This is a genomic window from Desulfotruncus arcticus DSM 17038 (assembly GCF_900113335.1).
Taxonomy (GTDB): domain Bacteria; phylum Bacillota; class Desulfotomaculia; order Desulfotomaculales; family Desulfallaceae; genus Desulfotruncus; species Desulfotruncus arcticus.
Genome location: NZ_FOOX01000007.1, coordinates 131061 through 154566, shown reverse-complemented (window position 1 = coordinate 154566; position 23506 = coordinate 131061). Strand labels below are relative to the sequence as shown.

General features: G+C 42.7%; 28 protein-coding genes and 2 riboswitches. Of the genes, 15 read left to right on the top strand and 13 right to left on the bottom strand.

What is annotated here, in order from left to right:
* Positions 1-4 precede the first annotated feature (4 nt).
* From BM056_RS11115 to BM056_RS27500, 4 genes are read left to right on the top strand one after another with little or no spacing between them, the layout of a single operon-like run.
* Complete coding sequence (locus tag BM056_RS11115; RefSeq protein ID WP_092471479.1) at positions 5-721, top strand: CoA transferase subunit A; 717 nt, start codon at positions 5-7, stop codon at positions 719-721.
* Positions 688-1347, top strand: coding sequence for a 3-oxoacid CoA-transferase subunit B (locus BM056_RS11110; protein ID WP_092471478.1), 660 nt, complete (start codon positions 688-690; stop codon positions 1345-1347). Before BM056_RS11115 ends, BM056_RS11110 begins: the two co-directional genes overlap by 34 nt.
* A gap of 42 nt (positions 1348-1389) precedes the next feature.
* Positions 1390-1887 (top strand): M20/M25/M40 family metallo-hydrolase, encoded by a 498-nt coding sequence (locus BM056_RS27505; protein WP_207648176.1) that lies wholly within the window; start codon positions 1390-1392, stop codon positions 1885-1887.
* Complete coding sequence (locus tag BM056_RS27500; RefSeq protein ID WP_207648175.1) at positions 1853-2149, top strand: M20/M25/M40 family metallo-hydrolase; 297 nt, start codon at positions 1853-1855, stop codon at positions 2147-2149. The genes BM056_RS27505 and BM056_RS27500 overlap by 35 nt, the downstream gene beginning before the upstream one ends.
* 128 nt (positions 2150-2277) lie before the next feature.
* On the opposite strand, the gene BM056_RS11100 is transcribed toward BM056_RS27500, so the two are convergent.
* A complete protein-coding gene (locus tag BM056_RS11100) occupies positions 2278-3348 on the bottom strand; it encodes an RNA-guided endonuclease InsQ/TnpB family protein (protein WP_092471477.1) in 1071 nt (356 codons plus the stop codon).
* A complete protein-coding gene (tnpA, locus tag BM056_RS11095; protein WP_114319285.1) occupies positions 3345-3746 on the bottom strand; it encodes an IS200/IS605 family transposase in 402 nt (133 codons plus the stop codon). The genes BM056_RS11100 and tnpA overlap by 4 nt, the downstream gene beginning before the upstream one ends.
* Positions 3747-4103: 357 nt before the next feature.
* On the opposite strand from tnpA, the gene BM056_RS11090 reads away from it, so the two are divergent.
* From BM056_RS11090 to BM056_RS11075, 4 genes are all read left to right on the top strand, one after another.
* Entirely contained in the window at positions 4104-4961 is an 858-nt protein-coding gene (locus BM056_RS11090; RefSeq protein ID WP_092471560.1) for a damage-control phosphatase ARMT1 family protein, read from the top strand.
* An 89-nt stretch (positions 4962-5050) separates the two neighbouring features.
* Positions 5051-6025: an ABC transporter substrate-binding protein gene (locus BM056_RS11085; RefSeq protein WP_238456421.1), complete on the top strand. Its 975-nt coding sequence runs from the start codon at positions 5051-5053 to the stop codon at positions 6023-6025.
* Positions 6022-6789 carry an ABC transporter ATP-binding protein gene (locus BM056_RS11080; protein ID WP_092471475.1) on the top strand — a complete coding sequence of 256 codons (768 nt, stop codon included), beginning with the start codon at positions 6022-6024 and terminating at the stop codon, positions 6787-6789. Before BM056_RS11085 ends, BM056_RS11080 begins: the two co-directional genes overlap by 4 nt.
* Before the next feature lie 103 nt (positions 6790-6892).
* Entirely contained in the window at positions 6893-7645 is a 753-nt protein-coding gene (locus tag BM056_RS11075) for an ABC transporter permease (protein ID WP_238456420.1), read from the top strand.
* Positions 7646-7668: 23 nt separating this feature from the next.
* Here the strand turns inward: BM056_RS11075 and BM056_RS11070 are convergent, their stop codons facing one another.
* Positions 7669-9519 carry a [Fe-Fe] hydrogenase large subunit C-terminal domain-containing protein gene (locus BM056_RS11070; RefSeq protein ID WP_165613479.1) on the bottom strand — a complete coding sequence of 617 codons (1851 nt, stop codon included), beginning with the start codon at positions 9517-9519 and terminating at the stop codon, positions 7669-7671.
* Positions 9520-9819: 300 nt separating this feature from the next.
* Between BM056_RS11070 and BM056_RS11065 the strand changes: the two genes are divergently transcribed.
* The gene (locus tag BM056_RS11065; protein WP_092471472.1) at positions 9820-10491 is read left to right on the top strand and encodes a glycoside hydrolase family 25 protein; all 672 of its coding nucleotides are present in this window, start codon (positions 9820-9822) and stop codon (positions 10489-10491) included.
* 126 nt (positions 10492-10617) lie between these two features.
* Complete coding sequence (locus BM056_RS11060; RefSeq protein ID WP_092471471.1) at positions 10618-11784, top strand: THUMP domain-containing class I SAM-dependent RNA methyltransferase; 1167 nt, start codon at positions 10618-10620, stop codon at positions 11782-11784.
* Between the two features lie 122 nt (positions 11785-11906).
* Here the strand turns inward: BM056_RS11060 and BM056_RS11055 are convergent, their stop codons facing one another.
* From BM056_RS11055 to BM056_RS11040, 4 genes are all read right to left on the bottom strand, one after another.
* A complete protein-coding gene (locus BM056_RS11055) occupies positions 11907-12257 on the bottom strand; it encodes a YigZ family protein (RefSeq protein WP_165613478.1) in 351 nt (116 codons plus the stop codon).
* Between the two features lie 4 nt (positions 12258-12261).
* Positions 12262-12510: a YigZ family protein gene (locus BM056_RS27245; RefSeq protein ID WP_092471469.1), complete on the bottom strand. Its 249-nt coding sequence runs from the start codon at positions 12508-12510 to the stop codon at positions 12262-12264.
* A gap of 64 nt (positions 12511-12574) precedes the next feature.
* Positions 12575-13438: a uroporphyrinogen decarboxylase family protein gene (locus BM056_RS11045; protein WP_092471468.1), complete on the bottom strand. Its 864-nt coding sequence runs from the start codon at positions 13436-13438 to the stop codon at positions 12575-12577.
* 170 nt (positions 13439-13608) lie between these two features.
* A complete protein-coding gene (locus tag BM056_RS11040; RefSeq protein WP_131820757.1) occupies positions 13609-14085 on the bottom strand; it encodes a LysM peptidoglycan-binding domain-containing protein in 477 nt (158 codons plus the stop codon).
* 176 nt (positions 14086-14261) lie between these two features.
* Between BM056_RS11040 and BM056_RS11035 the strand changes: the two genes are divergently transcribed.
* Both BM056_RS11035 and ribB read left to right on the top strand, forming a co-directional pair.
* Complete coding sequence (locus tag BM056_RS11035) at positions 14262-15386, top strand: FUSC family protein (protein ID WP_092471466.1); 1125 nt, start codon at positions 14262-14264, stop codon at positions 15384-15386.
* Between the two features lie 127 nt (positions 15387-15513).
* Positions 15514-15666, top strand: a riboswitch (FMN riboswitch).
* A 119-nt stretch (positions 15667-15785) separates the two neighbouring features.
* Complete coding sequence (gene ribB, locus BM056_RS11030; RefSeq protein ID WP_092471465.1) at positions 15786-16439, top strand: 3,4-dihydroxy-2-butanone-4-phosphate synthase; 654 nt, start codon at positions 15786-15788, stop codon at positions 16437-16439.
* A gap of 85 nt (positions 16440-16524) precedes the next feature.
* Here ribB and BM056_RS11025 read toward each other — a convergent pair whose 3' ends face one another.
* Positions 16525-16857, bottom strand: a complete 333-nt coding sequence (locus BM056_RS11025; RefSeq protein ID WP_092471464.1) for a helix-turn-helix domain-containing protein — start codon at positions 16855-16857, stop codon at positions 16525-16527.
* Positions 16858-16951: 94 nt separating this feature from the next.
* Positions 16952-17057: riboswitch (cyclic di-GMP riboswitch) on the top strand.
* 72 nt (positions 17058-17129) lie between these two features.
* Between BM056_RS11025 and BM056_RS11020 the strand changes: the two genes are divergently transcribed.
* The 3 genes from BM056_RS11020 to BM056_RS11010 are packed head-to-tail and all read left to right on the top strand — an operon-like array spanning position 17130 to position 18989.
* The gene (locus BM056_RS11020) at positions 17130-17741 is read left to right on the top strand and encodes an HD-GYP domain-containing protein (protein ID WP_092471463.1); all 612 of its coding nucleotides are present in this window, start codon (positions 17130-17132) and stop codon (positions 17739-17741) included.
* A 26-nt stretch (positions 17742-17767) separates the two neighbouring features.
* Positions 17768-18133, top strand: coding sequence for a hypothetical protein (locus tag BM056_RS11015; RefSeq protein ID WP_092471462.1), 366 nt, complete (start codon positions 17768-17770; stop codon positions 18131-18133).
* Complete coding sequence (locus BM056_RS11010; protein ID WP_092471461.1) at positions 18126-18989, top strand: GGDEF domain-containing protein; 864 nt, start codon at positions 18126-18128, stop codon at positions 18987-18989. The genes BM056_RS11015 and BM056_RS11010 overlap by 8 nt, the downstream gene beginning before the upstream one ends.
* Before the next feature lie 74 nt (positions 18990-19063).
* Here BM056_RS11010 and BM056_RS11005 read toward each other — a convergent pair whose 3' ends face one another.
* The 5 genes from BM056_RS11005 to BM056_RS10985 form a co-directional block, all read right to left on the bottom strand.
* Positions 19064-20296 (bottom strand): cation:proton antiporter, encoded by a 1233-nt coding sequence (locus tag BM056_RS11005; protein WP_092471460.1) that lies wholly within the window; start codon positions 20294-20296, stop codon positions 19064-19066.
* 5 nt (positions 20297-20301) lie between these two features.
* Positions 20302-20799, bottom strand: coding sequence for a cation:proton antiporter regulatory subunit (locus BM056_RS11000; RefSeq protein ID WP_092471459.1), 498 nt, complete (start codon positions 20797-20799; stop codon positions 20302-20304).
* Positions 20800-20804: 5 nt separating this feature from the next.
* Positions 20805-20987 carry a hypothetical protein gene (locus BM056_RS10995; protein ID WP_092471458.1) on the bottom strand — a complete coding sequence of 61 codons (183 nt, stop codon included), beginning with the start codon at positions 20985-20987 and terminating at the stop codon, positions 20805-20807.
* Positions 20988-21468: 481 nt separating this feature from the next.
* Positions 21469-21900 (bottom strand): MaoC family dehydratase, encoded by a 432-nt coding sequence (locus BM056_RS10990; protein ID WP_092471457.1) that lies wholly within the window; start codon positions 21898-21900, stop codon positions 21469-21471.
* A gap of 25 nt (positions 21901-21925) precedes the next feature.
* Entirely contained in the window at positions 21926-23506 is a 1581-nt protein-coding gene (locus BM056_RS10985; protein ID WP_092471456.1) for a long-chain-fatty-acid--CoA ligase, read from the bottom strand.

Below are 23506 nucleotides of genomic sequence, written 5' to 3'. Positions count from 1 at the left end.
CCGTATGAGAGAAAGAGAACAGGCCCTTTCCAAAGTGGCAACGTTAGATGAAGCCCTGGCATACATCAACGACGGCACCGTCTTGATGTACGGTGGTTTCGGAGGCATCGGCAACCCTCCGTCCCTGATTGAAGGCATGATGCAAAAAGGGGTTAAAGACCTTTTTCTAATCGGCAATGATACCGGGTTTCCCCATGTGGGCATCGGACGCCTGGTAACAGCCGGGCGCGTTAAAAAAATAATAACTTCCCATATTGGATCAAACCCGGTAGCCGGAGAACTGATGCATAAAGGTGAACTGGAGGTTGAGTTCAGCCCCCAGGGCACCCTGGCGGAACGAATCAGAGCCGGAGGCATGGGACTGGGCGGCATCCTCACAGACATTGGCATCGGCACCGTGGTTGAAGAAGGCAAACAAAAAATAACGGTTGACGGCAAAGAATACCTGTTGGAATCCGCCCTTACCGCGGAGGTGGCCATAGTACACGCAGCCACGGCCGATACCTTCGGGAACCTCACCTATATCCGCAGCGGCAGGAACTTTAACCCACTTGTGGCCATGGCCGCAACTTTCACCATCGCAGAGGCCGACGAGATTGTGCCGCTGGGTTCCCTTGACCCGGAGGTCATTGTGACACCGGGAGTTTACGTGGATATGGTAATACCAAGCCAGGGGGTGAACTGGAAGTGGGCCTGGGAATTGAAAAAAGACACCAAATAGCCCGGCGCGCCGCCCGGGAATTAAAAAACGGCATGATCGTCAATCTCGGCATTGGCATACCGACACTGGTGGCCGATTATGTACCGGATGGAGTGCATATAGTATTTCAAGCCGAGAACGGCATTCTTGGTTACAGCCAAACCCCCCGGCCGGGTGAAGAAGATCCCTTTCTCTGCAACGCCGGCGGATTGCCCATCACCCTGGCGCCGGAATCTTCTTATTTTGACAGCACGGTGGCCTTTGGCATGATTCGCCGGGGGCTGCTGGATATAACCATGCTTGGCGCACTGCAGGTAAGTGAGCAGGGGGATCTGGCCAACTGGATCGTGCCCGGCAAAAGGGTCCCCGGCATGGGTGGAGCCATAGAGCTGGCCCAAAAGGCCCAAAAGGTTATCGTAACCACCGATCACGTAGCCAAGGACGGTTCCCCCAAAATTCTTCGCCGGTGCACCTACCCTCTGACCACGACCAAGTCGGTTGATTTAATTATCACCGACATGGCTGTTATCGAAGTGAGCGGCAACGGGCTGGTGCTAAAGGAAGTATCCGGAGATTACAGTATAGACGATGTAATTAAAGCAACAGAAGCACCTTTGATTATCCCTGACGAAATTGGGGTGTATTGATGCAGGAGACAGGAGTCAGAAGTCAAAAGCGGGGGGATGGTATTGCAAAATCAAATCAAACAGTGGCTGGCGGAGCATGCCGGCGAGGCGGCGGAATTTTTATCCCGGCTGATTCAAGCCGCCAGTACGGCCGGCCGGGAACGCCAAGCACAGGAACTAATGGCAGCCAGGTTTAATCAAATGGGGATGGAGATAGATATCTGGGAGCAGCAGGGCAATGACCTGATTAGTCATCCTTGTTTTTGTTCACCCCGGACGGATTTTAAAGACAGCCCGAATGTGGTGGGCGTTTTAAAGGGTACCGGCGGCGGCCGGTCGCTGATTGTCAACGGGCATATTGATGTTGTCCCGCCCGGCGAGCCCGGGCAATGGGCGGATTCACCCTGGTCCGGGACGATCAAAGACGGCAGGATTTACGGGCGCGGGGCCACCGATATGAAAGGGGGCACCGTTTCCGCCATCCTGGCCGTTGAGGCACTAGTGGTTCAGCGGGCATCCACCCAGAGTGGAGTGGTTTGGAGCACGCTGGCTGCCGGGTGATATAGCCCTGGATCACCCACTGATGGGCATACTGTGCAACACCTACCGGCAAGTGCTGGGCCGGGACCCGGAGATCAAAGCATCCCCCTGGGGCACCGATGGAGGGCTTTTGAGCCAGCTGGCCAATATACCGGTTGTGGTCTTCGGAGCGGGGGTAACTGAAGTTGCCCACTACCCCAACGAATATATCGAAATTAAGAGGATATTAGAAGCAGCAGAGATAATCGCCCTGATCATTATGGAATGGTGCGGGGTGGCGTGAAGCCTCTCCCGCCTACGCTTCGCTAAGAGGGGGAGCTTCCTGGTTCATCGACCGTAGCCTTAAAGGTCTTACACAATCTTCGCAGGCGTAAGTTTGGGTGCTTCCAACCCTACTGAGAATGCAAAAACTTAACTTGCTCTTTGTAATATCACCATTGCCGAAACTATATCCCGATCTGCAATCAGCCCGCACTCAGGACACTTATGCACCCGGACGCTTAAGTCTTTTGGCACGTGAGCGCCACAGACACAAGTCTGGGACGTTCCTCTTGGCGGGATTTTTACGAACGTCTTGCCGTATTTTAGACATTTGTATTCCAGGTAGTTAACAAACTTCCCCCACCCGGCATCGGCAATGCTTTTGCTTAAATGATGATTTTTAATCATGTTCTTGACCGACAAGTCTTCAACGGCTATCAAGTCGTACTTTTTAACTATACCGTAAGAAGCCTTGTGTAAAAAGTCCTTGCGCTGGTTGGCTATTTTATCGTGAAGCCAGGTTACTTTGGTTTTGGCTTTCCTCCGGTTGTTTGAACCTTTTTTCTTGCGGGAAAGTCGCCTCTGTAACCGGGCCAATTTCTTCTCAGACTTACGAAAGTATTTTCGGTTGTCGATTTTAGTGCCGTCGGAAAGCGCGGCAAAAGTTAAAAGTCCAACATCAATACCAATTTTGTTAACAATTTCTACGGCTTCGGCTTCTGCTATTTCCGAAGTTAAGTTGACGTACCATTTGCCGTTATGATACTTGACGTTTACCCGGCTAACTTTTAAAGGGTCAAAGGCAAAGTGAGCATTCATTTTGATATAGCCTATTTTCGGCAGGTAAATGTAACCGGGTTTCTTAAACTGGTCTTGCTTATCTGCTTGCGGATAGGTGAAAGAGCGGTAATGATCCCGATCTTTATAGTGGGGATATCCGGCCAGGCCACTGAAAAGCCGCTGGAATGCGTTATCTAACCTCCGAAGGCAGTCCTGCATAACCTGAGCGTTGACCTGTTTGTATTCCGGCAATTCTTTTTTTAACGTCGGCAACTCGTTCTTTTGTTGCATACAGGAAGGCGATCTGCCTCTTTGCCGGTAGCAAATTTCCTTCTGTTCCAAGGCAGCGTTGTAAAGCCATCGGCAGAGCGTAAGTGTCCGAAACAACTTTTGCTCCTGCTCTTTAGTCGGCTCAATGTGAAAACGGTGGACGATAATCATTTTTTCTCACCCTGGGATGCAATGTATTTTTTAATCACTTCAATTGGCGCTCCTCCAGTGGTCAAGAGGCAGAAACTGCGGGACCAGAAATACTCTTTCCAGAGATATTTTCTGATTTCCGGAAACTCCTTTTTAATAAGTCGGGACGAGGCGCTCTTGAAGGCGTTAATGTACTTGGACAAGGCGCTTTTGGGGTGGGCGCTGAAGAGTATGTGCACGTGGTCACGGTCGTGGTTGAATTCAAGAAATGCAATATTGTAGTTCGGCGCTATATACTCGCCAATTTGCCTAATGCGTAAAGCTATCTGGTCGTTGATTACCTTCCTGCGGTACTTGACCACAAAAACAAGGTGATAAGTCAGCTTGAACACTGAATGATAATTACTATCTAATTTCACAGTTACACCAAGACTTTCATTAATTAGTTACTGATCTTATTTTACAGTAATCTTTGGTAAATTACAACAAAATTGCCGGGCTTTAAGCCCTGCCGCCCATTCACCTCCCCGCCTTAGAGGCGGGAGTCCTCTGGGCAGATGATGATAGAAAAAACCGGCCTTAGCCGGTTTGACCTTTTATTAGTATCGCTACAAATTGCCTTATTATTGGGCATTTTTTTATTTAAGACAGCATTTGTAAATCTTAAAAACCTGGAACAGTGCGAGCCAATTCCGAAAGCGTTCATCAAAAAATTTCTTATTGAAAACACCAGGTGTGTTAAACTAATAAAGGTGATTTTAATGAGGGGGTTAAAAATGAAAGCTTCTATAGATTGTGTTCACTGTTACCTTAAACAGGCTGTAAACTGTATGAGCATCGCCGGCATAGATGAGGACAAACAGTACCCGGTTTTGTTCAATATCATGGATAACGTTAAAACCATGGACCGCCAAAGAACCCCGGCTGAAAATTCCACAGAAATGTTAATTAATCTTTATCAAATGATCAATAGCAACGACCCGTATAAAGAAATTAAACAAAGATTAAACACCCTTGGCCTGGATCTGTACCCCAAGCTGAAAGCGTACATCAACAAGTCTGACAATAAACTCTATGACGCTTTAAAAATTGCCGCTTCGGGCAATATTATCGACCTTGGCATTAGCAGAGACTTTGACATCAATGCCAGTCTGGAACACAGTTTAAGCGAAGGGTTTTCCAAAGACGATTACGACAGGTTTATTGATAAGCTTAACAGGGTGGATCATGTGGTTATCGTGGGCGACAACGCCGGTGAGATCGTTTTTGATAAATTGTTGGTGGAAGAGTTAAATAAAAAGGGGAAAAAGGTAATCTACATCGTCAAAGGCGGCCCGATATTAAATGATGCCACCATGGAAGATGCCATTCAAGTAGGGATGGACACAATAACAGAGGTCATTACCACCGGATCAAATTATTTAGGGGTGCCGCTGAACAAAGTTGCTCCTAAAATAGTAACCTTGTTAGCCGATTCCGGCCTGGTTATTTCCAAAGGCCAGGCCAATTTTGAGTCACTGGAGCATGAAGAGCTGGCCAGAGACAGAGTCTTTTTTCTGCTAAAAATTAAATGTCCCTGGGTGGGTACAACTGCCGGAGCGAATTTCGGTGATGTTGTTTTTTTTGTAAGATAGAACCGGTTAATAAGTACAAGGATTTAACACGTCAAAAGTAGAATAAATTGAAAGAAAATAAAGAATGAAGCATATGGAGGGATTAGTAATTGTCTTTAAGCCGAAAAAATACATGTTTATGTTTAATTGCGCTGGGGCTGTTCTTAACCTTAACCGGCTGCAGTTCACCCAAGGCCGCCCCCGAAATTGCCCCCGTCAAGGTGGGGATGATGCCCATTACGGATAATTCACCGTTCTGGGTTGCCGAACAGCAGGGTTATTTTAAAGATGAAGGCATCCAGGTGGAACTGGTGCCTTTCCCCAGCGCCATTGAAAGAGACAGCGCTTTCGCAGCCGGGCAAATAGACGCCGGCATCGGAGATCTGCTGGCAGTGGCAGCCATGAATAATTCCGGCACCGCAGTGAAAGCAGTTTCAGTCGGACAGGGCGCGGCACCGGGGGAAAACAGGTTTGCCATTCTCTCCGCACCAGATTCCGGCATTACCAAATCCGAACAGCTGGCCAACGTGCCTATAGCTCTTTCTCTTAATACTATCAATGAATATATAACGGACAACCTGCTTACCGCCGAAGGCCTGAAACAGGATGAGATTAAAACAACCAACATGGTCAAGCTGCCCATCAGGTTTGAGGCCTTGCTGAATGGCAGCGTTAAAGCGGCAACCCTGCCCGACCCTTTTGCCACACTGGCTGAGATTAAAGGTGCCCATTTAATTGTCGACAATTCCAAGAACATCGTTGCCCAAACTGTAGTTATAGTCCGTCAGGAAACTTTGGATCAGAACATTGAAGGGGTAAAAAAATTAATGCAGGCTTATGACAGGGCAGTTAAGGACCTGTCCGCCGATCCTGAAAAATACGAACAATTGATTGCGGAAAAAGCCAGGATTCCCGGTGAAGTAATGTCCAGCCAGGAACACCCTTTACAGCTGCACTTTTCCGAGCCCCAGGCCCCTGATCAGGCGGGAGTGGAACAAACAATCAGCTGGATGAAAGACCACGGGCTGTTGCAAAAAGATTTTCAATACGGTGATCTGGTGGACGAGCGTATCATTAAAAAATGAACAGTTTAAACAGTGCTGATAACCAGGTTATTGTTCAGGGGCTCTCGGTGAGCTATTTCCAGCATAAAAAGGAAGTCCCGGCCCTAAAAGAAGTAAGTTTTGCCATTCCCCGCGGTTCGACCTGCGCCTTGATCGGACCTTCGGGCTGCGGCAAGTCATCACTTTTGTATGTACTATCGGGCTTAATGCGGCCAAGCGGCGGCAGCGTAATGGTGGACGGGGAGACACTAACTGCTCCCCGCCTGTCAACGGCTCTAATATTGCAGGATTACGGACTGCTGCCGTGGAAAAAGGTAGCGGAAAACGTAGGCCTGGGGCTTGAAATCAGGGGTATCAAGCGTGAGCCAAGACTGGACAGGGTCAAGAGGATACTGCAGGAGGTGGGCTTGTGGGAACTGCGCAACCGCTATCCCTCCCAGTTGAGCGGCGGCCAGCGGCAGCGGGTAGGCATAGCCCGGGCGCTGGCCCAGGAGCCGGACCTGCTGTTGATGGATGAGCCTTTTTCTTCTCTCGATGCCCTTACCCGTGAAACACTGCAGGAACAGCTGCTGCATATCTGGAAAAACAAAAGAATCACCATTGTCATGGTGACCCACAGCATAGAAGAAGCAATTTATTTAGGACAACAGATCATCGTATTATCCGGTAGTCCAGGCCGGCTTCTGGAAGTCGTAAGCAACCCGGGAGTAGGCAATGCCGATTACCGTAATACACCGGAATTCCATAAACTATCAACAATGCTTCGCAGCAAACTGTCCCGGTAAATCAGGAGTCAGAATTCAGGAGACAGGAGTCCGAATAAAAAAACGGCCCTGGGCATTCCTTTCTGACTCCTGTCTCCTGAATACTAATTTTGCAGGTGTTAAATTGGAAGAAAATAACTACCGTAAATATTTAAGCACAATTTGTTCCATAGCTGCTTTACTTGCCGGGTGGGAATTGCTGGCCCTTGCCGTCAACAACCCCGCCCTGCCGGGCCCCATACCGGCTTTGAATACTTTCCTTCAAGAAGTCCCCCGGGGGCTCTGGCAGCATTTTTTAATCAGCAGCTACCGCGTGTTCATCAGTATTGCCCTGTCACTGGTGCTGGCTTTGCCAATTGGTATGCTTTTGGGCAGGGAACAAAGTCTGGACCGTTTTATAGCACCGATTATTTACCTGGTTTATCCCATCCCTAAAATCGTCTTTCTCCCGGTACTTGCCACTTTGTTAAGTTACGGAGATGTATCCAAAATAACTTTGATTACGCTGGTGGTATTTTTTCAGATACTGGTTCCTATCAGGGATGCTTCCCGCAACATCAACGCGGCGCTGATCAATTCGGTAAAATCGTTGGGGGCGGTTCGTTTAGACATATACAAACATGTTGTCTGGCCCGCCGTGCTGCCGGAGATGCTTACGTCTTTACGAGTTGCATCGGGTACGGCCATTGCTATTTTGTTTTTTTCCGAAACCATATCCAGCCAGGAAGGACTGGGGTATTATTTGCTGGATGCATGGTCCAGATTCGCCTATAATGAGATGTTTGCCGGCATTATTGCCATGGGGCTGCTTGGCCTGGTAATTTATTTTATCCTCGATTATATTGAACATCTAATTTGCCCGTGGAAATTCGTTTAGGTACAGACAGTTTTTTTGACCGTTTACTCCAGCAGAGATTGGGCCAAGTTTACAATCTCTTGTTCTCTGAACGACCACTTTTCAGCGTTATCCACAATCTTACCGATTTCTTCATTAACCACCCTGACTTTGGAATCAAGTTCATCAGCCATGATAATAATCTTTTCAATATTTGTGATTGCCAGCTGCTCGTTGGACCGGACAGAATCAACAGTGTGCTTGGTGTTATCTGATAACTTTCTCACTTCTTCGGCTACCACCGCAAACCCCCGCCCTTGATCACCGGCCCGGGCCGCTTCTATCGATGCGTTTAATGCCAGCAGATTGGTTTGTTCTGCAATTCCAATTATATCTTGAGAAATATGGGCAATTCCCAGCAGTTTGTCTTTTACCTCATCAATTGTTTGTTTCAGAATGTCCGCCATTTCCAGCACGGAATCGGTTTGCTGTTCTACATTATTCGCCCCGCGTACATTGTCCTCATTAGCAGTCGCCAGCTGGCTCATGGAATTTATTATTTCAGCTACTTTTTGCTTTAAAGTTTCTCTCAGGGATTTTTCATTAGCCATCATTGCCATGCCGGTGCGGTTATAATAAATGCAATTATGCAAATGGTTGACTTGATTAAATATAGCTTTGGCAAATTCTTTGCAGCTGCCGTATCCACATGAAAAGCAGTTGATATTTCTGGAAGCATCAGTTTCCTTGTACAGTTCTAAAAAAATTCGATTTAAATCCGCGGAATTAGGCTCCTTACTCCTGATAGAGGCTGATTTGTCCTCGTATTTCCTGATAAAATCACTTAAATTAAGTTCTTTGTTGAATTTTTCAAATAACACATAGGATTTACGTCCTGTTATTCTTTTCTTGGATTTTTCAGATATCTTTTGCCGCTTCAATGCGTTCATTTTATAATCAATATCATCTGTGGAAATATCTCTTTCAGTACCTGTGCCAAGGTTACATCCGTTGATACAGTTTAAAACGTCTACTATTAACGGAACGCTTTTGCCGCTATTTCCCCTGTTGCTATATTCATCAAGATAGCGATAAGCATGGGTAACCCCTTCCACTTGCTTAACCCAGGCATTATCAACATGGTATCCCACGTTCTCCCTTAATCCCCCCGGCCTGCTGTAAACCAGGCCCAGGCCGCAGCTATCGTCAAAATCCTTTTCTTCGCATTTATCCAGATCATAACCATTTTGCTGCAAATATTTTTTCAATTTTTTATATGTTATGTTATAACTGATAATACCAGCTGTGTTTTTATCGCTAATTTCATTTATTTTGGCGATACAGGGAGACAAAAAAGCCAATTTATCGCTTATCTTTAAATACTTTCTTATGTATACTGCCGAACACATCATCGGGCTATGTATAGGCGCCAGAAAATTTAACAAGCTTGTATTTATTTTCTGCGCATAATTAACGATGGGTGGACAAGGTTGAGCAACCACAGAACGCAAGCCCTTCTCCTTAATGACTTTTAAATACGCCCAGGTGGTAATATCCGCCCCAAATGAAACATCATAAATCATATTGATACCCAGCTTTTTTAAAAGGCCAAATAGCTTTTGGTAATTACTAAAATTGAACCTTATTGCCGGCGCGGCAATGACGGATATCTTTTGACCACTTTTTAAGTCCTTAAAAAAAGCTTCGGTATCGTCATAGTAATCCCTGGCTTCATGGTCGCAAATCTCTATACAATGGCCGCAATTGATGCATCGTTCGGAATCAACTTTTATTTTGTTTTGACCGTCTTTAAGGTAAGCAATATTAGTGAACTCAACCGGGCACTCCAGAATACATTTGTTACACCCGACGCATCTATCTTCAACTGTATACATTACCCCTTTTGTCCTATCCACCCTGCACCCTCCCAAAAACATAAACTAATTTCATAAATTAATTTAATGAATTTTCGACATAATGAATAAATTTCCTTTATGATAATTATTATCTACTCTTAAAATTTGTTAAATCCTTGCGAAATATGTTGAGAATTATCACTTATCCTATCGGAAAATAAAAATATTTGAGCGTGGCCAATATTGTTGGTACAGTTGCTATATTTATGGTTATGGTCCGGTAGCTCCCGGCATACTTTTTCATAATCAGCCGGAGCAGTTTAGCGGAATGATGTCTTGCCATATCTGAAATGTAAGAATATGATCATAACCAATAGTAAGGGAGTTGATCCAGTGCAGTTGGGTAACCCCAATAATCTGAAAGGAATAGATGTATCACACTGGCAGGGTGATATTAAATGGGACCTGGTTAAAAATGACGGTATTTCTTTTGTTTATATTAAGTCCACGGAAGGTGTAGATTATATCGACCCCAAATTCTCAATAAATTTACAGGAAGCCAAAAAAGCAGGCCTTATTGTAGGGGCTTATCATTTTTGCACTCCGAGCAGTTTAAAAGACGCTCAAGACGAAGCCATGCATTTTAACAACGTTATCCGGAAACACGGTGGCATTGACGAGCTCGATTTACCGCCTGTGCTTGACATTGAAAAAAACCAGGGGTTAAAGAAAGAGCAGATTACAGAGATAGTAGAAGCCTGGGTAGATATTGTAAAACAAGAAACCCGAAAACAACCGGTTATCTATTCCTACACCCACTTCATCAGAGATTTTTTAGACCAAAGATTAAATGCAATACCGCTCTGGCTGGCCCATTACGACTTAAAGCAGCAGCTATTTTCCCTGCCATGGAAATCATGGCTGTTTTTTCAATTCACAGATAAAGGCAAGGTTAATGGAATTAACAGCAACGTTGATTTAAATGAATTCAATGGAGGTATTAAAGAATTAGAATTATTGTGCCGTAAATAAAAACAGAGTTTAATAAGAATAGGTTTAATTTTATGCGGCTATATTTATAATTGTTATAAGGAAGGCCGCGCTAAATCAGTCATAGAATTATTTGAACAAAAAGGAGTCAGAGCAGGTGAACAATATATGTCCGGTGTTGAATTAATTGCAACAGCTACTTTTGGACTGGAAGCAATAGTAGCGCAGGAGGTTAAAGATCTAGGTTACCAGAATGTTTTGGTTGAGAACGGTAAAGTTACTTTTACCGCTGATTTAAGCGCCATTTGCAGGGCCAATCTCTGGCTGCGCACAGCAGATAGAGTGCGCCTAAAAGTTGGTGAATTCAAAGCAACTACTTTTGACGAGCTGTTTGAAAAAACCAAGGCGCTCCCGTGGCCGGAGCTTATCCCGGCTAACGCCAATTTTCCCGTTGAAGGAAAATCCATCAAGTCTACACTTTTCAGCGTATCAGATTGCCAGGCCATTGTTAAAAAAGCCGTAGTGGAAAGCATGAAAAACAAATATAACCAGCAGTGGTTTGAAGAGCAGGGTCCGGTTTTTAAAATAGAAGTTGCCTTGCTGAAAGATATGGCAACATTAACCATTGACACCACGGGGCCGGGCCTGCATAAAAGAGGATACCGGCGCCTTGCCAGCAAGGCGCCGATAAAGGAAACGCTTGCCGCAGCGATGATATTGCTAGCTCGCTGGCACCCGGACACTACCTTACTGGACCCTTTCTGTGGTTCAGGAACAATTCCTATTGAGGCTGCACTAATAGGTCAAAACATTGCACCGGGAATGAATCGTGAATTTGTTTCGGAAAAATGGCCAAGCATACCAAGGGAGCTATGGCGGCAGGCGCGCAAAGAAACCCATGACCTGGCCAATTATGATCAACCCCTGGAGATCATGGGCACCGATATAGATGATGAAGTTGTTAAAATCGCCCGAAATAATGCTCTGGAAGCAGAAGTCGGTGAACATATCCATTTGCAAAGGATGTCTTTTACGGAAATCAGTTCCAAGAAAAAATACGGTAAAATTATATGCAACCCGCCTTACGGTGAAAGGCTGGGAGAATTAAGAGCAATTGAAAAAATGTATCAGGAAATGGGCAAAGCCTTCAGTAAATTAGATACATGGTCATTTTATATTTTGAGCTCCAATCCAAGATTCGAAAACCTATTTGGCAAGCCGGCCACTAAAAAAAGAAAACTCTATAACGGTGATATTAAAGTTGATTATTATCAATACTTTGGTCCAAGACCTCCAAAAAGAAGGGATGGGGAGCCAAGGGCAGACAGGGAATAATTCAGCAGCAAAACCAGGGCTCTCAACCGCCGATGCAGTAACCAAAGACAAAATACCCTCCACGCCGGGACCTTCCCCCCGGGGAGGGTATTTTTACAGCCTATTTAGTACTATATTTATATCTATAAGTAGATGGATTTTCCTTTCTCTGCCACAATCTGCGCCGCAGTCTTGTCTGTAAGCAACTTTACAATATCATCCAAGGTTTCCGGACGTAAATAAACTTGTATATTTACTTGTTGTTCATACTTAATATTAATTTGCCGCCCACCACCATTCTCTAACTCATGTTTAATTAATCCCAACCAGTGATAATCCAAATTTATATTTAGCTCCTGATATAAGCGCCTCTCAACAATACCCGCAACTTCCATAACACTCACTGCGGCATCTGCATACGCACGTGCCAATCCACCTGTTCCAAGCAATATGCCCCCAAAATATCTGGTTACCACTAAAGCTATTCCGGACAACCCTTTAATCCAAAACCGGCCTTCCCGCTGTACCACCAGGTTCACCGTCATCACTATATCGTTGGGTATGCTCATCAATTAAATATGCATAGACATTATGGTTGGCCTGATTGTTTTCTTTTCTAACCTGTTTAATAAAACTCATAGCTTCTTGTTCATTGCCAACCGGAAGAACTGAAGCAATAAAGCGTGACTTTTTTATGGTTAGCTCATTTTGGGCCGGTTTCCTTATGGTAACAATTTTATCCTTCACAGCACAGTTTCCACCTTTTGGCTATCCAACTCAGTTTTATGTTAATTAACGATGCTTTAAATACTTAACTTAACATACTGTATAGCAGTTTTAAATTGTTTAAACTTGAAACATTACTAAGACCGCATAGAGAAGATAAAATTAAACCGCAACCTTTAGAGAGGTCTTCCACGTAATTCAGTATTTCCTTTTTATTTTTATGAATATTATCACTTGGATTCATTAACCACTCTGATTTAATACCCGACATTAAAGTTATGTTTTCTGGAAGAGTGCGGCTCAAAGTGACTAAATCCATAGCCTCTGGTTCCAGGGAAAACACAGAATATCCCAGATCCATCATATCATCCATTATTGATTCAACGTTTCCGTCAGAATGGAAACCAATAGTTGTTTCTTTTACTAAATCTCTCAGCCTTTGATATAACGGCACCAGATTACTTTTAAATTTTTGGGGCGAAAAATATAAATCCCTGGTATAAGCGATATCGTCACATAAAATCAGCAGATCGGCGCCTGCCTTTTCAGCTGCGGCCAGTTCTGCAGCAGCTACTGCTGTGTACTTTTCAAATTGCTTATTTAGTAATTTTTCATTATAAAATAGTTTCATTGTTTCCATAAAACCATACTCTTTAACCGTTCGTTCAAAGGGTCCATCCACCGTAACTCCGCAAACCAGACCTAAATCATGTGCTCTGCTTACGTTAAATGCCATTTCCCCGGACTCCACCGAAAGCTGCTGAACCTGACTGGTGTAGCTAAAAAAACATATGTCAGCATTAATATCACTGCTGAGCGCAACTATGGAATTCTGCGTTTGTTCAAGCCCTAATACTTCTAATATGGTACCGGAAACCCAAAGTTCACCACGTGGAATTCCGGGTTTCTTTTTTTCTCTAAACAAGCGGTTACGCAGTAAATCTTTCATAGTTAGCCCCTCTCCATGTAAACTGCTAGCCGGCGTTAAAAGTATAATTACGGCTTTTCTCTATTGCATTATAACCAAACAGCTACCCCCAAAGCGAACTGCCTAAAAAGCGGTCTCCGGCGCATGCCGTAGACCGCTCTGTTTATTGCCAATAAGTTTGGCTTTGCTTCCTATGGTTTTTTAGGTATTTTAAGTTTTTGACCCAGTTGCAATATTGATTCAGAAGTAATTCCATTTTTCTCGGCTATTTGGGATGCGTATATTTCCGTGCCATAAAACGATAATGAAATGGTTGTTAAGGAGTCACCGGGCTTTACCTCATACATCGTGTAGGTGTTGTCAGTTTGTTTGTTTTCTGCTTGGTTGCTATCGGTTTGTTGGCTGTTTTCTTCAGTGTTGTTTGGAATAGAATCATTATCTAAAGTTTTGAGGGTGGCAATTTCTTCTTGCAGAGTTTTTACCTCAAGCTTTAGCTTGCTATTATCTATTAATAAAAACATTCTTTCATTATTGATGTACCACGCGCCAAATAAAGCTATAATTGCCAATAAAAAAGCAGAAAAAGCAAATATCCGCCAACCAAGTTGTTTGCTTTTATAATTCTTTTCTTCTACTTCATTTACGTTGGTATTCTCAAAATCATTCATATTTAACAATGTATTTCCATCTTTCTACATATTAATAAGACAATTATACCATAAAAACATCAACAATTCTAATTTGTATGTTTTCCCACTCGAATAAAGAGAAAAAGCTTCTTGAACAAACTGCTAATCTGATTTAAACTAAAGGCTATATCTAAATTTGTAAGGATTGAATGCTCATGCCAAAAATAGGCGCACGTATATTAAAAACCAGTATTGCCGTTACCATAACCATGTTTATTTGCAATTTGCTTAAATTGGAACCAGCTATCTTTGGTGCTGTATCAGCGGTCGTAAATGTGCAGCCATCCGTATATTTGACCATCAAAGCAGCCAAAGGGCAGATTATTGCTCATGTTCTAGGTGTAGGTGCAGGCCTTGTATTGGGTTATGTTTTCGGTGGCTCTCCGCTCACAATGGGACTCGCAACAATATTAGTAATTTCCTTGTTTGTAAAATTAAACTTAAAAAACGGTCTCCAAATGGGTATAGTCGCAACCATTTTTATTTTAAGTTCTTCACCGGACCAGTTTCTTGCTCATGCTCTCGACCGATCAGCAGTTATTTTTATTGGTCTTGTTATAGCCATGCTGATTAATGTTATATTATGGCCGCCTCGTTATGGGCGGCAGCTTACTATTAAGTTACGAGAAAGCAACGATACAGCCGTTCATTACTTTTGCCAAGCTGTTAGAAACTTTGTTCGTCTTGAAAATGAACAGATTCCGTCACCCCATACAGAGAAAGAAAAGGTTTCCGGATTAATTAGCGAATGCCGGGTATTGGCTGAACATGCCCGAAGGGAAAGATATAACACAGTTAATGATTACGAGTACCTGGACCCCAACAATTGGCTTCCTTTGGCTGAAAAGCTCATAAACCATAATGAAATGCTAATGGTCAAGGCTGACCGGATCTACGAATTGCTGCCCGGCCGTTTAGAGAGACGGCTAAAACACGGGGCCAATCCAATAAGTACTGAATTCCAGTCCATGCTCAATATACTGGAAAGTGGATGTTCTACTGTAATCAGGGTCAATGACAAACTCAAAACCTTAGTCTGTGATAAAGCATTAGTTAAGCCGGAAGAAATTAGTGAAGTTTATTGGGAAAGCCTCACAGATGCAGTAGATAAATGGCATGACAGGTTTTCCGGCAGTTATTATCTGCACGCTTTAATCGAGATTAGTGTAGTAGCCAGTGAAATAAAATGGGCATCCCGAGAAGGTAAAAAGTTTATTAATATGATAATTAATGTAAATTCAACTTCATTAAAAAACCAAATAAATAACGAAATTAATTAATGTGCACATTTTAACGTACCGTTCGCCAAGTTAGTAAAGTGTAGTTGTTTAAAAAAATAAAACTGGCTGTTTCATGATTTGGTGAAAGATTATTGACAATAATTCAAAAGGTGGTATATTATTTATGACTTATTCTCAGGGCGGGGTGAAAGTCCCTACCGGCGGTATCCCAGAGTATCCTGGGGAGCCCGCGAGCGCTCTTGTCGTTCCCGGCAGGAGGTCAGCAGATCTGGTAACAAGCCAGAGCCGACGGTAATAGTCCGGATGGAAGAGGATAAGGCAGTCAGCAACCCCCACAGGCATCATGTCTGATGGAGGCTGTCCGTGTGTTCTTAGACAGCTGTCTGTCTCTGCGCCCTGATTCTGGTAAGTCGATTAAAAATCAAAGGGGGATTTACCATGAATCAGACTCTGCTTACCCAATTCGGCAACCCGTTTGAACGGGTGAAAAAGGCGTTATCCGCGTTGCGTGACGGCCGTGGAGTACTGGTCACAGATGATGAACAACGGGAAAATGAAGGTGATTTGATTTTTCCCGCCGAGTCCCTTACCAGGGACCAAATGGCCATGTTAATCCGTGAATGCAGCGGCATAGTTTGCTTATGCCTGACCGATGAAAAAGTTAGGGCACTTGCGCTGCCGATGATGGTGCAAAATAATACCAGCCGCTTCCAAACTGCATTTACTGTATCAATCGAAGCAACAAAGGGGGTTACCACCGGCGTTTCTGCTGCGGATCGAGTTGCGACAGTAAGAGCAGCTATCGCAGATAATGCCGGACCAGAAGACCTCAACTGTCCAGGCCACATATTTCCGTTAAGAGCTTGTCCCGGAGGTGTACTGGAGCGCCAAGGACATACTGAGGCAACAGTCGACCTGATGCGTCTGGCCGGTTTAAAACCCTGTGGTGTTCTGTGTGAACTAACCAATCCAGATGGCACTATGGCCCGTCTTCCTGAAATAATAACTTTTGCTGAAAAACATAACCTGTCAGTGCTTACAATTGACGACTTAGTTAAATACCGTAAAGCACTGGAACAAAAAGCATGCTAAACGTACCCGGTTTTTAAAACCCCGTCACAACGACGGGGTTTTTCATTTTTGCCCAATTATGGGGCACAAAGATGCCTTAATTTTATTACTTTTGAATTTTTTGCAGGTTAATGTACGCTTTAATTACAGTTAATATAAAATCAATATGTTTATCTTCCATACAATTTAGCAAATGTAAGTAATGCACAATTTCTTCCGGTAAGCTCTCTGCCGGAGATTCAATAAACAGTAAGTACGCTTTAACGCCAAGAACTTTTGATATCATCGCCACAAGCTCTATAGAAGGATTTTTTTGCCCTCTTTCCAAGTACCCCCAATAGGAAGACGTAATCCCAACCAGAGAGGCTGCTTTTTTTTGCGAAAAACCTTTTTGTATTCTGTAATACCTTATATTTTTGCCAACAATCTTTTGAATCATTTCCAAGCCTCAATTTTCCTTTATATATATACACATGGTTGATTTTTGTTGAAATATGTAATCTAATAGTTATATAATATGCTTGGTTTAATAACTGTTTCACAGGCAAACTACATCGAAAGATTAGGGCGCAAAGCCATGGGTCTAAAGCGCTTAAGCTGGTTAATGGTTAATGGTGCTATGATTGCCAGGTTGCGGGAGAAAATGTTATTAATATGTTTCCCCTCTTATCGATGAATATGTCTTGTGTCATGGTGGAGGGATAAAACACTTTGCAGTTTAACATAGAGTTTGTCAACACCATACTATCAGGGTTTCCTCAAGACCTAAAGATGCATTCCCTAAACGTATGTTATTTAGCTTCAAAAACGGCTGAATATGCTGGTTGCTCTTATCAAGAAGTAAAAACAATAACCATAGGCGCTTTACTTCACGATATAGGCAAATTATGCATTGATGAAAAAATAATAAATAAACCTGCAAAACTATCAGACGAAGAGTTTTCAATAATCAAAAAACATACTGTGTTAGGCACCAAAATGATATCTTATTTTGAAGAATGCAGTAACCTATTACCAATTATTCTTTATCATCATGAGCGATGGGATGGCAATGGTTACGAGGGCTTGCCCGGAAAAAACATACCTAAATTGGCGCGAATTGTGGCAATTGCTGATGCATTTGATGCCATGACAAGCCCTAGGCCATATCAAAAACCTAAAACCTTACACGATGCTCTCCTTGAGCTAAACATGAATAAAGGCCTTCAATTTGCTCCTGATTTGGTCCAAATTTTTGAATTATGTATGTTGGAATTAATTAAAATGCCTTCCCAAAAGTCTGAAATTGACTTTTGGCATAAGGCATTTAGCAATATTGTCTAAACAATTTTAAAAAGAGGTTTATACCTATGACTACAGAAAATAACAAAAGTTTTAGCAACCGAACAGCCAATCTGCAAATACGCTTTTCCGAATTTGATCTCCCCCCGATGCAGGATTTATTGATTATAGGCAGACGCGCGCCTATCGGCCCCGAGGCCACCCGCAGGATGATTGAGGCTCTTGCCCCGGGCCAATATGAGGTTATTTTAATTGAAAATAGCGATATTGAGGCCATCGCAGTAAAAACCAGCTTATTTAATTGGATGCCGCGCGATATGCTGATCAAAACCATACTTGAAGAAGGTATGAAATTTACCAGCGCGCAATCTTTGATTAAGGCTAAATTGGAAATCTCAGTTTCTGTATTTAAAGAAGTTGATATAAATGTATAATGTCAAATACATCATGAGTAGTCCTGTTTTTTCGATTACCTCCGGTAAAAGTGTTTCACAGGCCGCTGAATACATGCAAGAACACCAAGTGGGCGGCCTGCCGGTTATTGAAGGTGAAAGTTTAGTTGGCATTATTACCTCCAAAGATGTACGTTTTCACCACCCCAACCGGATTGTGGCCGATTCAATGACGAGTCCGGTTATTTCTTGTGAACCCGATGATACAATTTGGGAAGCAGCGGAGCTATTACAAGAGTATAAAATAGAACGCATGCCGGTAATGGAACACGGCAAAGTGGTAGGGATGATAACCAAATCCACATTAATGAAAAGCATCGGCCAACTATATGATTCATTAACCGGTATATATAATTCCGGTTATATCTACCAGGTTGCTTCAAAGCTGCTTTCCGAAGGGCATGAAATTTCTGTTGTTTTATTTGACATAGATAACTTTGGGCAATTAAATAAAAAATATGGTCATATATATGGTGATCGTTGTTTAAAGCAAATAGCCAAAATTTTAAAAGATAACTCAGAAGTTGACTGTGATTTTGTTTGCAGATATGGTGGTGATGAATTTGTTCTCGTATCTTTAAAAAAAATAGGTACCACTGAAAAAATGGTAAAAAATATCATTGATTCAATAATTATTGAGACTTCTAAAACTGGAGTTCCCGTTACCGTATCGGCCGGTATCTGTGGTGGGCAAAGAAAGTATGCCAGAAATGAAGTAAAATGTTATGAAGTTATTGAAAATCTTATCAATAAGGCCAGCTTAGCCTCCACAAAAGCAAAAACAGCACATCAAAGGTATATTGTAGAAGCAGGTTATCCGCAGCAGATTAAAAATTAGTTGGCAGCATATTTATTCTCTCGCCCATAGGGAGTTTGTTAAAAAATACCCCGGGCTGATTTACCCGGGGCAGATTAAGCAATAGAGCTTGGTTTTCCTTTACTTTTCCCTGCTATGGGAGGCCATTTAAACAAACGGCCTAATTTGGCATAAATCCACTTGGACTCTTTTGTTAATAACGGCCCCAATACCGCTAATATCAATACATAAAGGGCGGCAAAGGATTGTAAAATAGGTAACAAAGCCCCAGCCTTGGCCAGACCGGCCAAAATAATCGAGAACTCTCCCCTGGAGGTAATTGTTAACCCGATATTTACCGAAGCCCGATGTGAATACCCCGACATACGACCCGAAATCATCCCGGAAACAAAATTGCCAATAACCGTCAAAATTACAGCTATTACTGCAGGCCATACGGCACCGGGTAATGCTAGCGGGTCGATGCTTAATCCAAAGCTAAAGAAAAAGAGGGCACCAAAAAAATCCCTAAAAGGTACAACCAAATGCGCTATCCGTTCAACATGTTCAGTTTCAGCCAGGACAAGTCCCACCAGTAATGCTCCTATGGCCTCGGCAACATGTATTGATTCAGAGAATCCTGCCACTAAAATTAAAGCCCCAAATAAAGCCAGCATAAACACTTCATCCGAAGGAATATTAAGCAGGCGATTTAACAAAGCTATTAATTTACGACCTAAAAGCAATACCCCGATCATAAACCCCAAAGCCACCAGTGCAGACTTCAACACCAATACGGGCGATGTCGATCCGGTTAAAACGAGCCCGGAAACTATAGAAAGGTATATGGCTACAAAAACATCCTGAAACATCATCAGGCCTAAAATCATTTCTGTTTCTGGTCTGACAGCCCGTTTCAGTTCCACCAGAACCTTAGCTACTATGGCGCTGGATGATATTGTCATTATCCCGGCAACAACCAATATTTCTTTAATTGGCCAACCCAATATAAAAGGAAACATAACTCCTATGGTGAAGTTGATGGCCATATATATTAATCCGGTCTTCAGAATGGCACGGCTTGCCTTTAACAGCCTCCCGACTGAAAATTCCAGGCCCAGGTAAAACATTAGGTAAAGAACACCGAGCCGCCCCATAAAGTCTATTAAAGAGGCACTTTTGATAAACCTTAAATCTATCATTCCCAATTGCGGCATATGCGGTCCCACGGCCAATCCGGCCAGTATCAGCAATGGGACTATGGAAAACCGCAGGCGAGAAGCTAGAAGCCCCGCGGCGGCAATAATACAAATTGCCAGCCCAATTTCAAAGAGAATATTCTGTTCCATTTAATTCACATACTCCCATCGTTGATCAGTCGTTTACACGCCTTAACCTGTCCCCTTTCGCCCAGAACCACAAGAGTGGCCCCTTTATGAATAATCTGCTCGGGCCCGGGGTTTACAACTTTCGCCTGATTCTTCAAAATAACCGCGATTATAGCCGCCCCGGTTCTCTTTCGGATATGAAGATCACCTATCGTTTTTCCAATACTCCTAGCCTCAGGCTCAACCTTGAACCATTCAATAACCATTTCATCAAAAGCCACATCCACCTTTTCCAAAGCTTTCGGCATATAAACCATGCCCCCAAGGATAGCTCCCACACGGCGGGCCTCGGAATCATCAAGAGTAACCATAGATATGCTTTCGTCCGGGTCATTATAGTCAAAGTGGTGCATTTCACGTTTTCCATCGTCATGGACTATAATTACCAGTTTATCTCCGCCCCGTGTATCAATTTGAAACTTTCTTCCTATTCCCGGCAGGTCTGTTTCCCGTATAGTGCTCATAAAACTCAACTCCTTGACTTAATATCTTTCTTTGAGCTAAAAAAAGTTTTTAAGGAATTAATACTTCTTTTGACCATCGAACGTCTTTTTCCTTTTTTGAAATCATTTAAACTTAAGTACCCTTGTCCTTGATGCTCTTTTCTTTTCTGACGGTCATGCATCATTTTGAAGAAAAAGATTGCTGACATAGGTTGTAACCTCCCGAAATAAATAATGGGCATGGTCCTAAAGACCATACCCACCCCGGTAATAGTCGTAATCCTTGGTGTCTGGAAGGCATTGCATTGATTTGTATCCCAGTAGGTAAGCGATACTTAATTTCTTTTTTGCTAAGATAGCGTAAAGTAAAAAGTTCATACAATGTATTTATGTCAGGATCTCCCTTTTCAACTTTAGAAATATTGGGCTTTCCCATTTTGCTTCATCTTTTCCTGAATTTTCCTTTTATCTCTGTAGCTACTATTTTACTACTAATTATATACTATTACAATCCCATACAACCCCGTATTTTTAAGGATCAAGCAGGATATATTATACCAATACGACAGTGTACCACACGTAAAATAGGTGCGGACCGACCCACCTGACTTAGACAGGTAGTTTGGCATCCGCACCCTGACACTTATGCCGACATAAGAGAAGATTCAGTTCGGAATTTTCAAAGTATTTCTATTTTTTACGTACTGGTGGGGAAACAATCGCTTTACCATCAGCTATTACCTTTCCGGCTTGATTTACCCACTGACAATCAAAATTAGCACGGTTTTTCTTTTCATCTTTAGCTACTAGTTCGATTTTTACGGATACAGTGTCGCCAAAGTAAACTGGAGCCAAGTAACGGGTCTGTAATTCCACCAACACAGTACCCAGACCAGGTAGTTTCATTCCTAAAACCGGAGCAACCAAGCCCGTAATTAGAGGTCCATGTGCTATTGGCTTTTTAAAAAATGTCTTTGCAACGTATTCCCTATTCACGTGCATTGGGTTCAGGTCACCGGTAATTCCTGCAAATAAGTATACATCACTTTCACTGATAGTTTTACTAAAACTAGCTTTTTCGCCAAGCTCTAATTCATAAACTGTTTTTCCAACGGTATCCAATTATATTCACCTCCAAAAAAGCTAATCATCCCTGAACCATTTTTTCTTTACTTACCCAATACTTATCTCTTAATTTACGTTTGAGTATCTTACCAGTCCCACTCTTTGGTAAATTTTCCACAAACTCAATTTTTCTCGGCACTTTATAACCAGCAATTTTCTCCTTACAATATTTTATCAACTCTTCATCTGTAAGGTTAGCGTTTTGCTTTAGTACAACATATGCCTTGGGTATTTCCCCCCATCTTTCATCTGGGATGCCAATTACAGCACTTTCCAAAACCACCGGACAAGAATTTATGGTATTTTCTACTTCCACCGAAGCAATGTTTTCCCCACCACTGATTATTACGTCTTTTTTTCGATCAACAATAGTTATATAATAGTCATTATCAATAACTGCCATATCTCCTGTGTGAAACCATCCATCCACTATGGATTTTCCCGTTTCTTCGGGTAAATTTAAGTAACCTTCTAATACACTGTTCGCCCTACAAATAATTTCTCCTACCTGTATACCGTCCTGATCTATATCATTGCCATCAGGGTCCACCACTCTGATTTGTACACCAATCATTTCAAGACCAGTCTTAGACTGATAGGTCAATCGATCTTCTTCCCTCTTGTGTTTGTGTGCCTTAGGAAGGGAATTAAGCATAACCGGTGATGTTTCAGTCATACCATAAGCAGAAATAGCCCGACAGCCAAACCTTTCTTCAACTTCCTTAACCTTTTCCGGTATGGTAGGTGCGCCACCGATAATTATTAGTTTCAATGAACTAATGTTGTACTTATCAAATTTAGGATATTTCAGCAACATGTTAATCATAGTCGGAACCAAAAATATTCTTGTAACTTTATAGGTTTGTATAGTGCTTAATACTGTTTCTGGTTCAAACTTTCGCATCATCACGTGAGTACCGCCCACCCATGTTAAAAATTGCGGAGTACCCCATCCATTAACATGGAACAGCGGTATAGCATGAAGTTGAACATCACTGTCATCATAATGATAATGCGCTAGAAAACCCAAAGCGTGTATAACAAGCCCTCTGTGTGAAAGTGTTACGCCCTTTGGATTTCCTGTAGTACCGCTAGTATAAAATAATTCAGCAATATCAGTCTCTTTGATAGGCGGGTCGGTAAGCGTTTTTGTTGAACCTAATGAAATAAATGATTCGTAATCCATAAACTTTTGGTCTGCTTCGCCTTCAATAACAATAAATTTCTCCACACTTAATTGGGGGCTAATTTCCTTAATTGTAGGTAAAAAGTCTTTATGGAAAAGTAGAACCCTTGCCTGAGAATCATTTAACACGTAGCTTATTTCTTGGGGACTAAAACGTATGTTTATAGTAGTCAGTACTGCTCCAATTTGCGGTACGCCATAATAAGCTTCAAGAAGTTGGTGCGTATTGTAACAGAGAATAGCTACTTTCTCCTGAGGTTTGATACCAAAGTCTAACAGGGCATTGGATAGACGATTTACCCTTTGTCCATATTCTTTATAATTATAACGTTTTTCTCCGTCTACCACCGCCAGCTTATCATAATATAATTTTTCAGCTCTTCGAATTATTTGGTTTACAAAGAGCGGCACAAACAT

Excerpts from the sequence above, each read along its gene's own strand:
- BM056_RS11100 (WP_092471477.1), bottom strand. The coding sequence starts at position 3,348 with ATGATTATCGTCCACCGTTTTCACATTGAGCCGACTAAAGAGCAGGAG.
- BM056_RS11080 (WP_092471475.1), top strand. The coding sequence starts at position 6,022 with ATGAACAGTTTAAACAGTGCTGATAACCAGGTTATTGTTCAGGGGCTC.
- BM056_RS11060 (WP_092471471.1), top strand. The coding sequence starts at position 10,618 with ATGTCCGGTGTTGAATTAATTGCAACAGCTACTTTTGGACTGGAAGCA.
- BM056_RS11005 (WP_092471460.1), bottom strand. The coding sequence starts at position 20,296 with ATGGAACAGAATATTCTCTTTGAAATTGGGCTGGCAATTTGTATTATT.
- BM056_RS11090 (WP_092471560.1), top strand. The coding sequence starts at position 4,104 with ATGAAAGCTTCTATAGATTGTGTTCACTGTTACCTTAAACAGGCTGTA.
- BM056_RS10995 (WP_092471458.1), bottom strand. The coding sequence starts at position 20,987 with ATGTCAGCAATCTTTTTCTTCAAAATGATGCATGACCGTCAGAAAAGA.
- BM056_RS11000 (WP_092471459.1), bottom strand. The coding sequence starts at position 20,799 with ATGAGCACTATACGGGAAACAGACCTGCCGGGAATAGGAAGAAAGTTT.
- BM056_RS11025 (WP_092471464.1), bottom strand. The coding sequence starts at position 16,857 with ATGATTCAAAAGATTGTTGGCAAAAATATAAGGTATTACAGAATACAA.
- BM056_RS11010 (WP_092471461.1), top strand. The coding sequence starts at position 18,126 with ATGTATAATGTCAAATACATCATGAGTAGTCCTGTTTTTTCGATTACC.
- ribB (WP_092471465.1), top strand. The coding sequence starts at position 15,786 with ATGAATCAGACTCTGCTTACCCAATTCGGCAACCCGTTTGAACGGGTG.
- BM056_RS10985 (WP_092471456.1), bottom strand. The coding sequence starts at position 23,506 with ATGTTTGTGCCGCTCTTTGTAAACCAAATAATTCGAAGAGCTGAAAAA.
- BM056_RS11045 (WP_092471468.1), bottom strand. The coding sequence starts at position 13,438 with ATGAAAGATTTACTGCGTAACCGCTTGTTTAGAGAAAAAAAGAAACCC.
- BM056_RS11040 (WP_131820757.1), bottom strand. The coding sequence starts at position 14,085 with ATGAATGATTTTGAGAATACCAACGTAAATGAAGTAGAAGAAAAGAAT.
- BM056_RS11035 (WP_092471466.1), top strand. The coding sequence starts at position 14,262 with ATGCCAAAAATAGGCGCACGTATATTAAAAACCAGTATTGCCGTTACC.
- BM056_RS11065 (WP_092471472.1), top strand. The coding sequence starts at position 9,820 with ATGATCATAACCAATAGTAAGGGAGTTGATCCAGTGCAGTTGGGTAAC.
- BM056_RS11015 (WP_092471462.1), top strand. The coding sequence starts at position 17,768 with ATGACTACAGAAAATAACAAAAGTTTTAGCAACCGAACAGCCAATCTG.
- BM056_RS11115 (WP_092471479.1), top strand. The coding sequence starts at position 5 with ATGAGAGAAAGAGAACAGGCCCTTTCCAAAGTGGCAACGTTAGATGAA.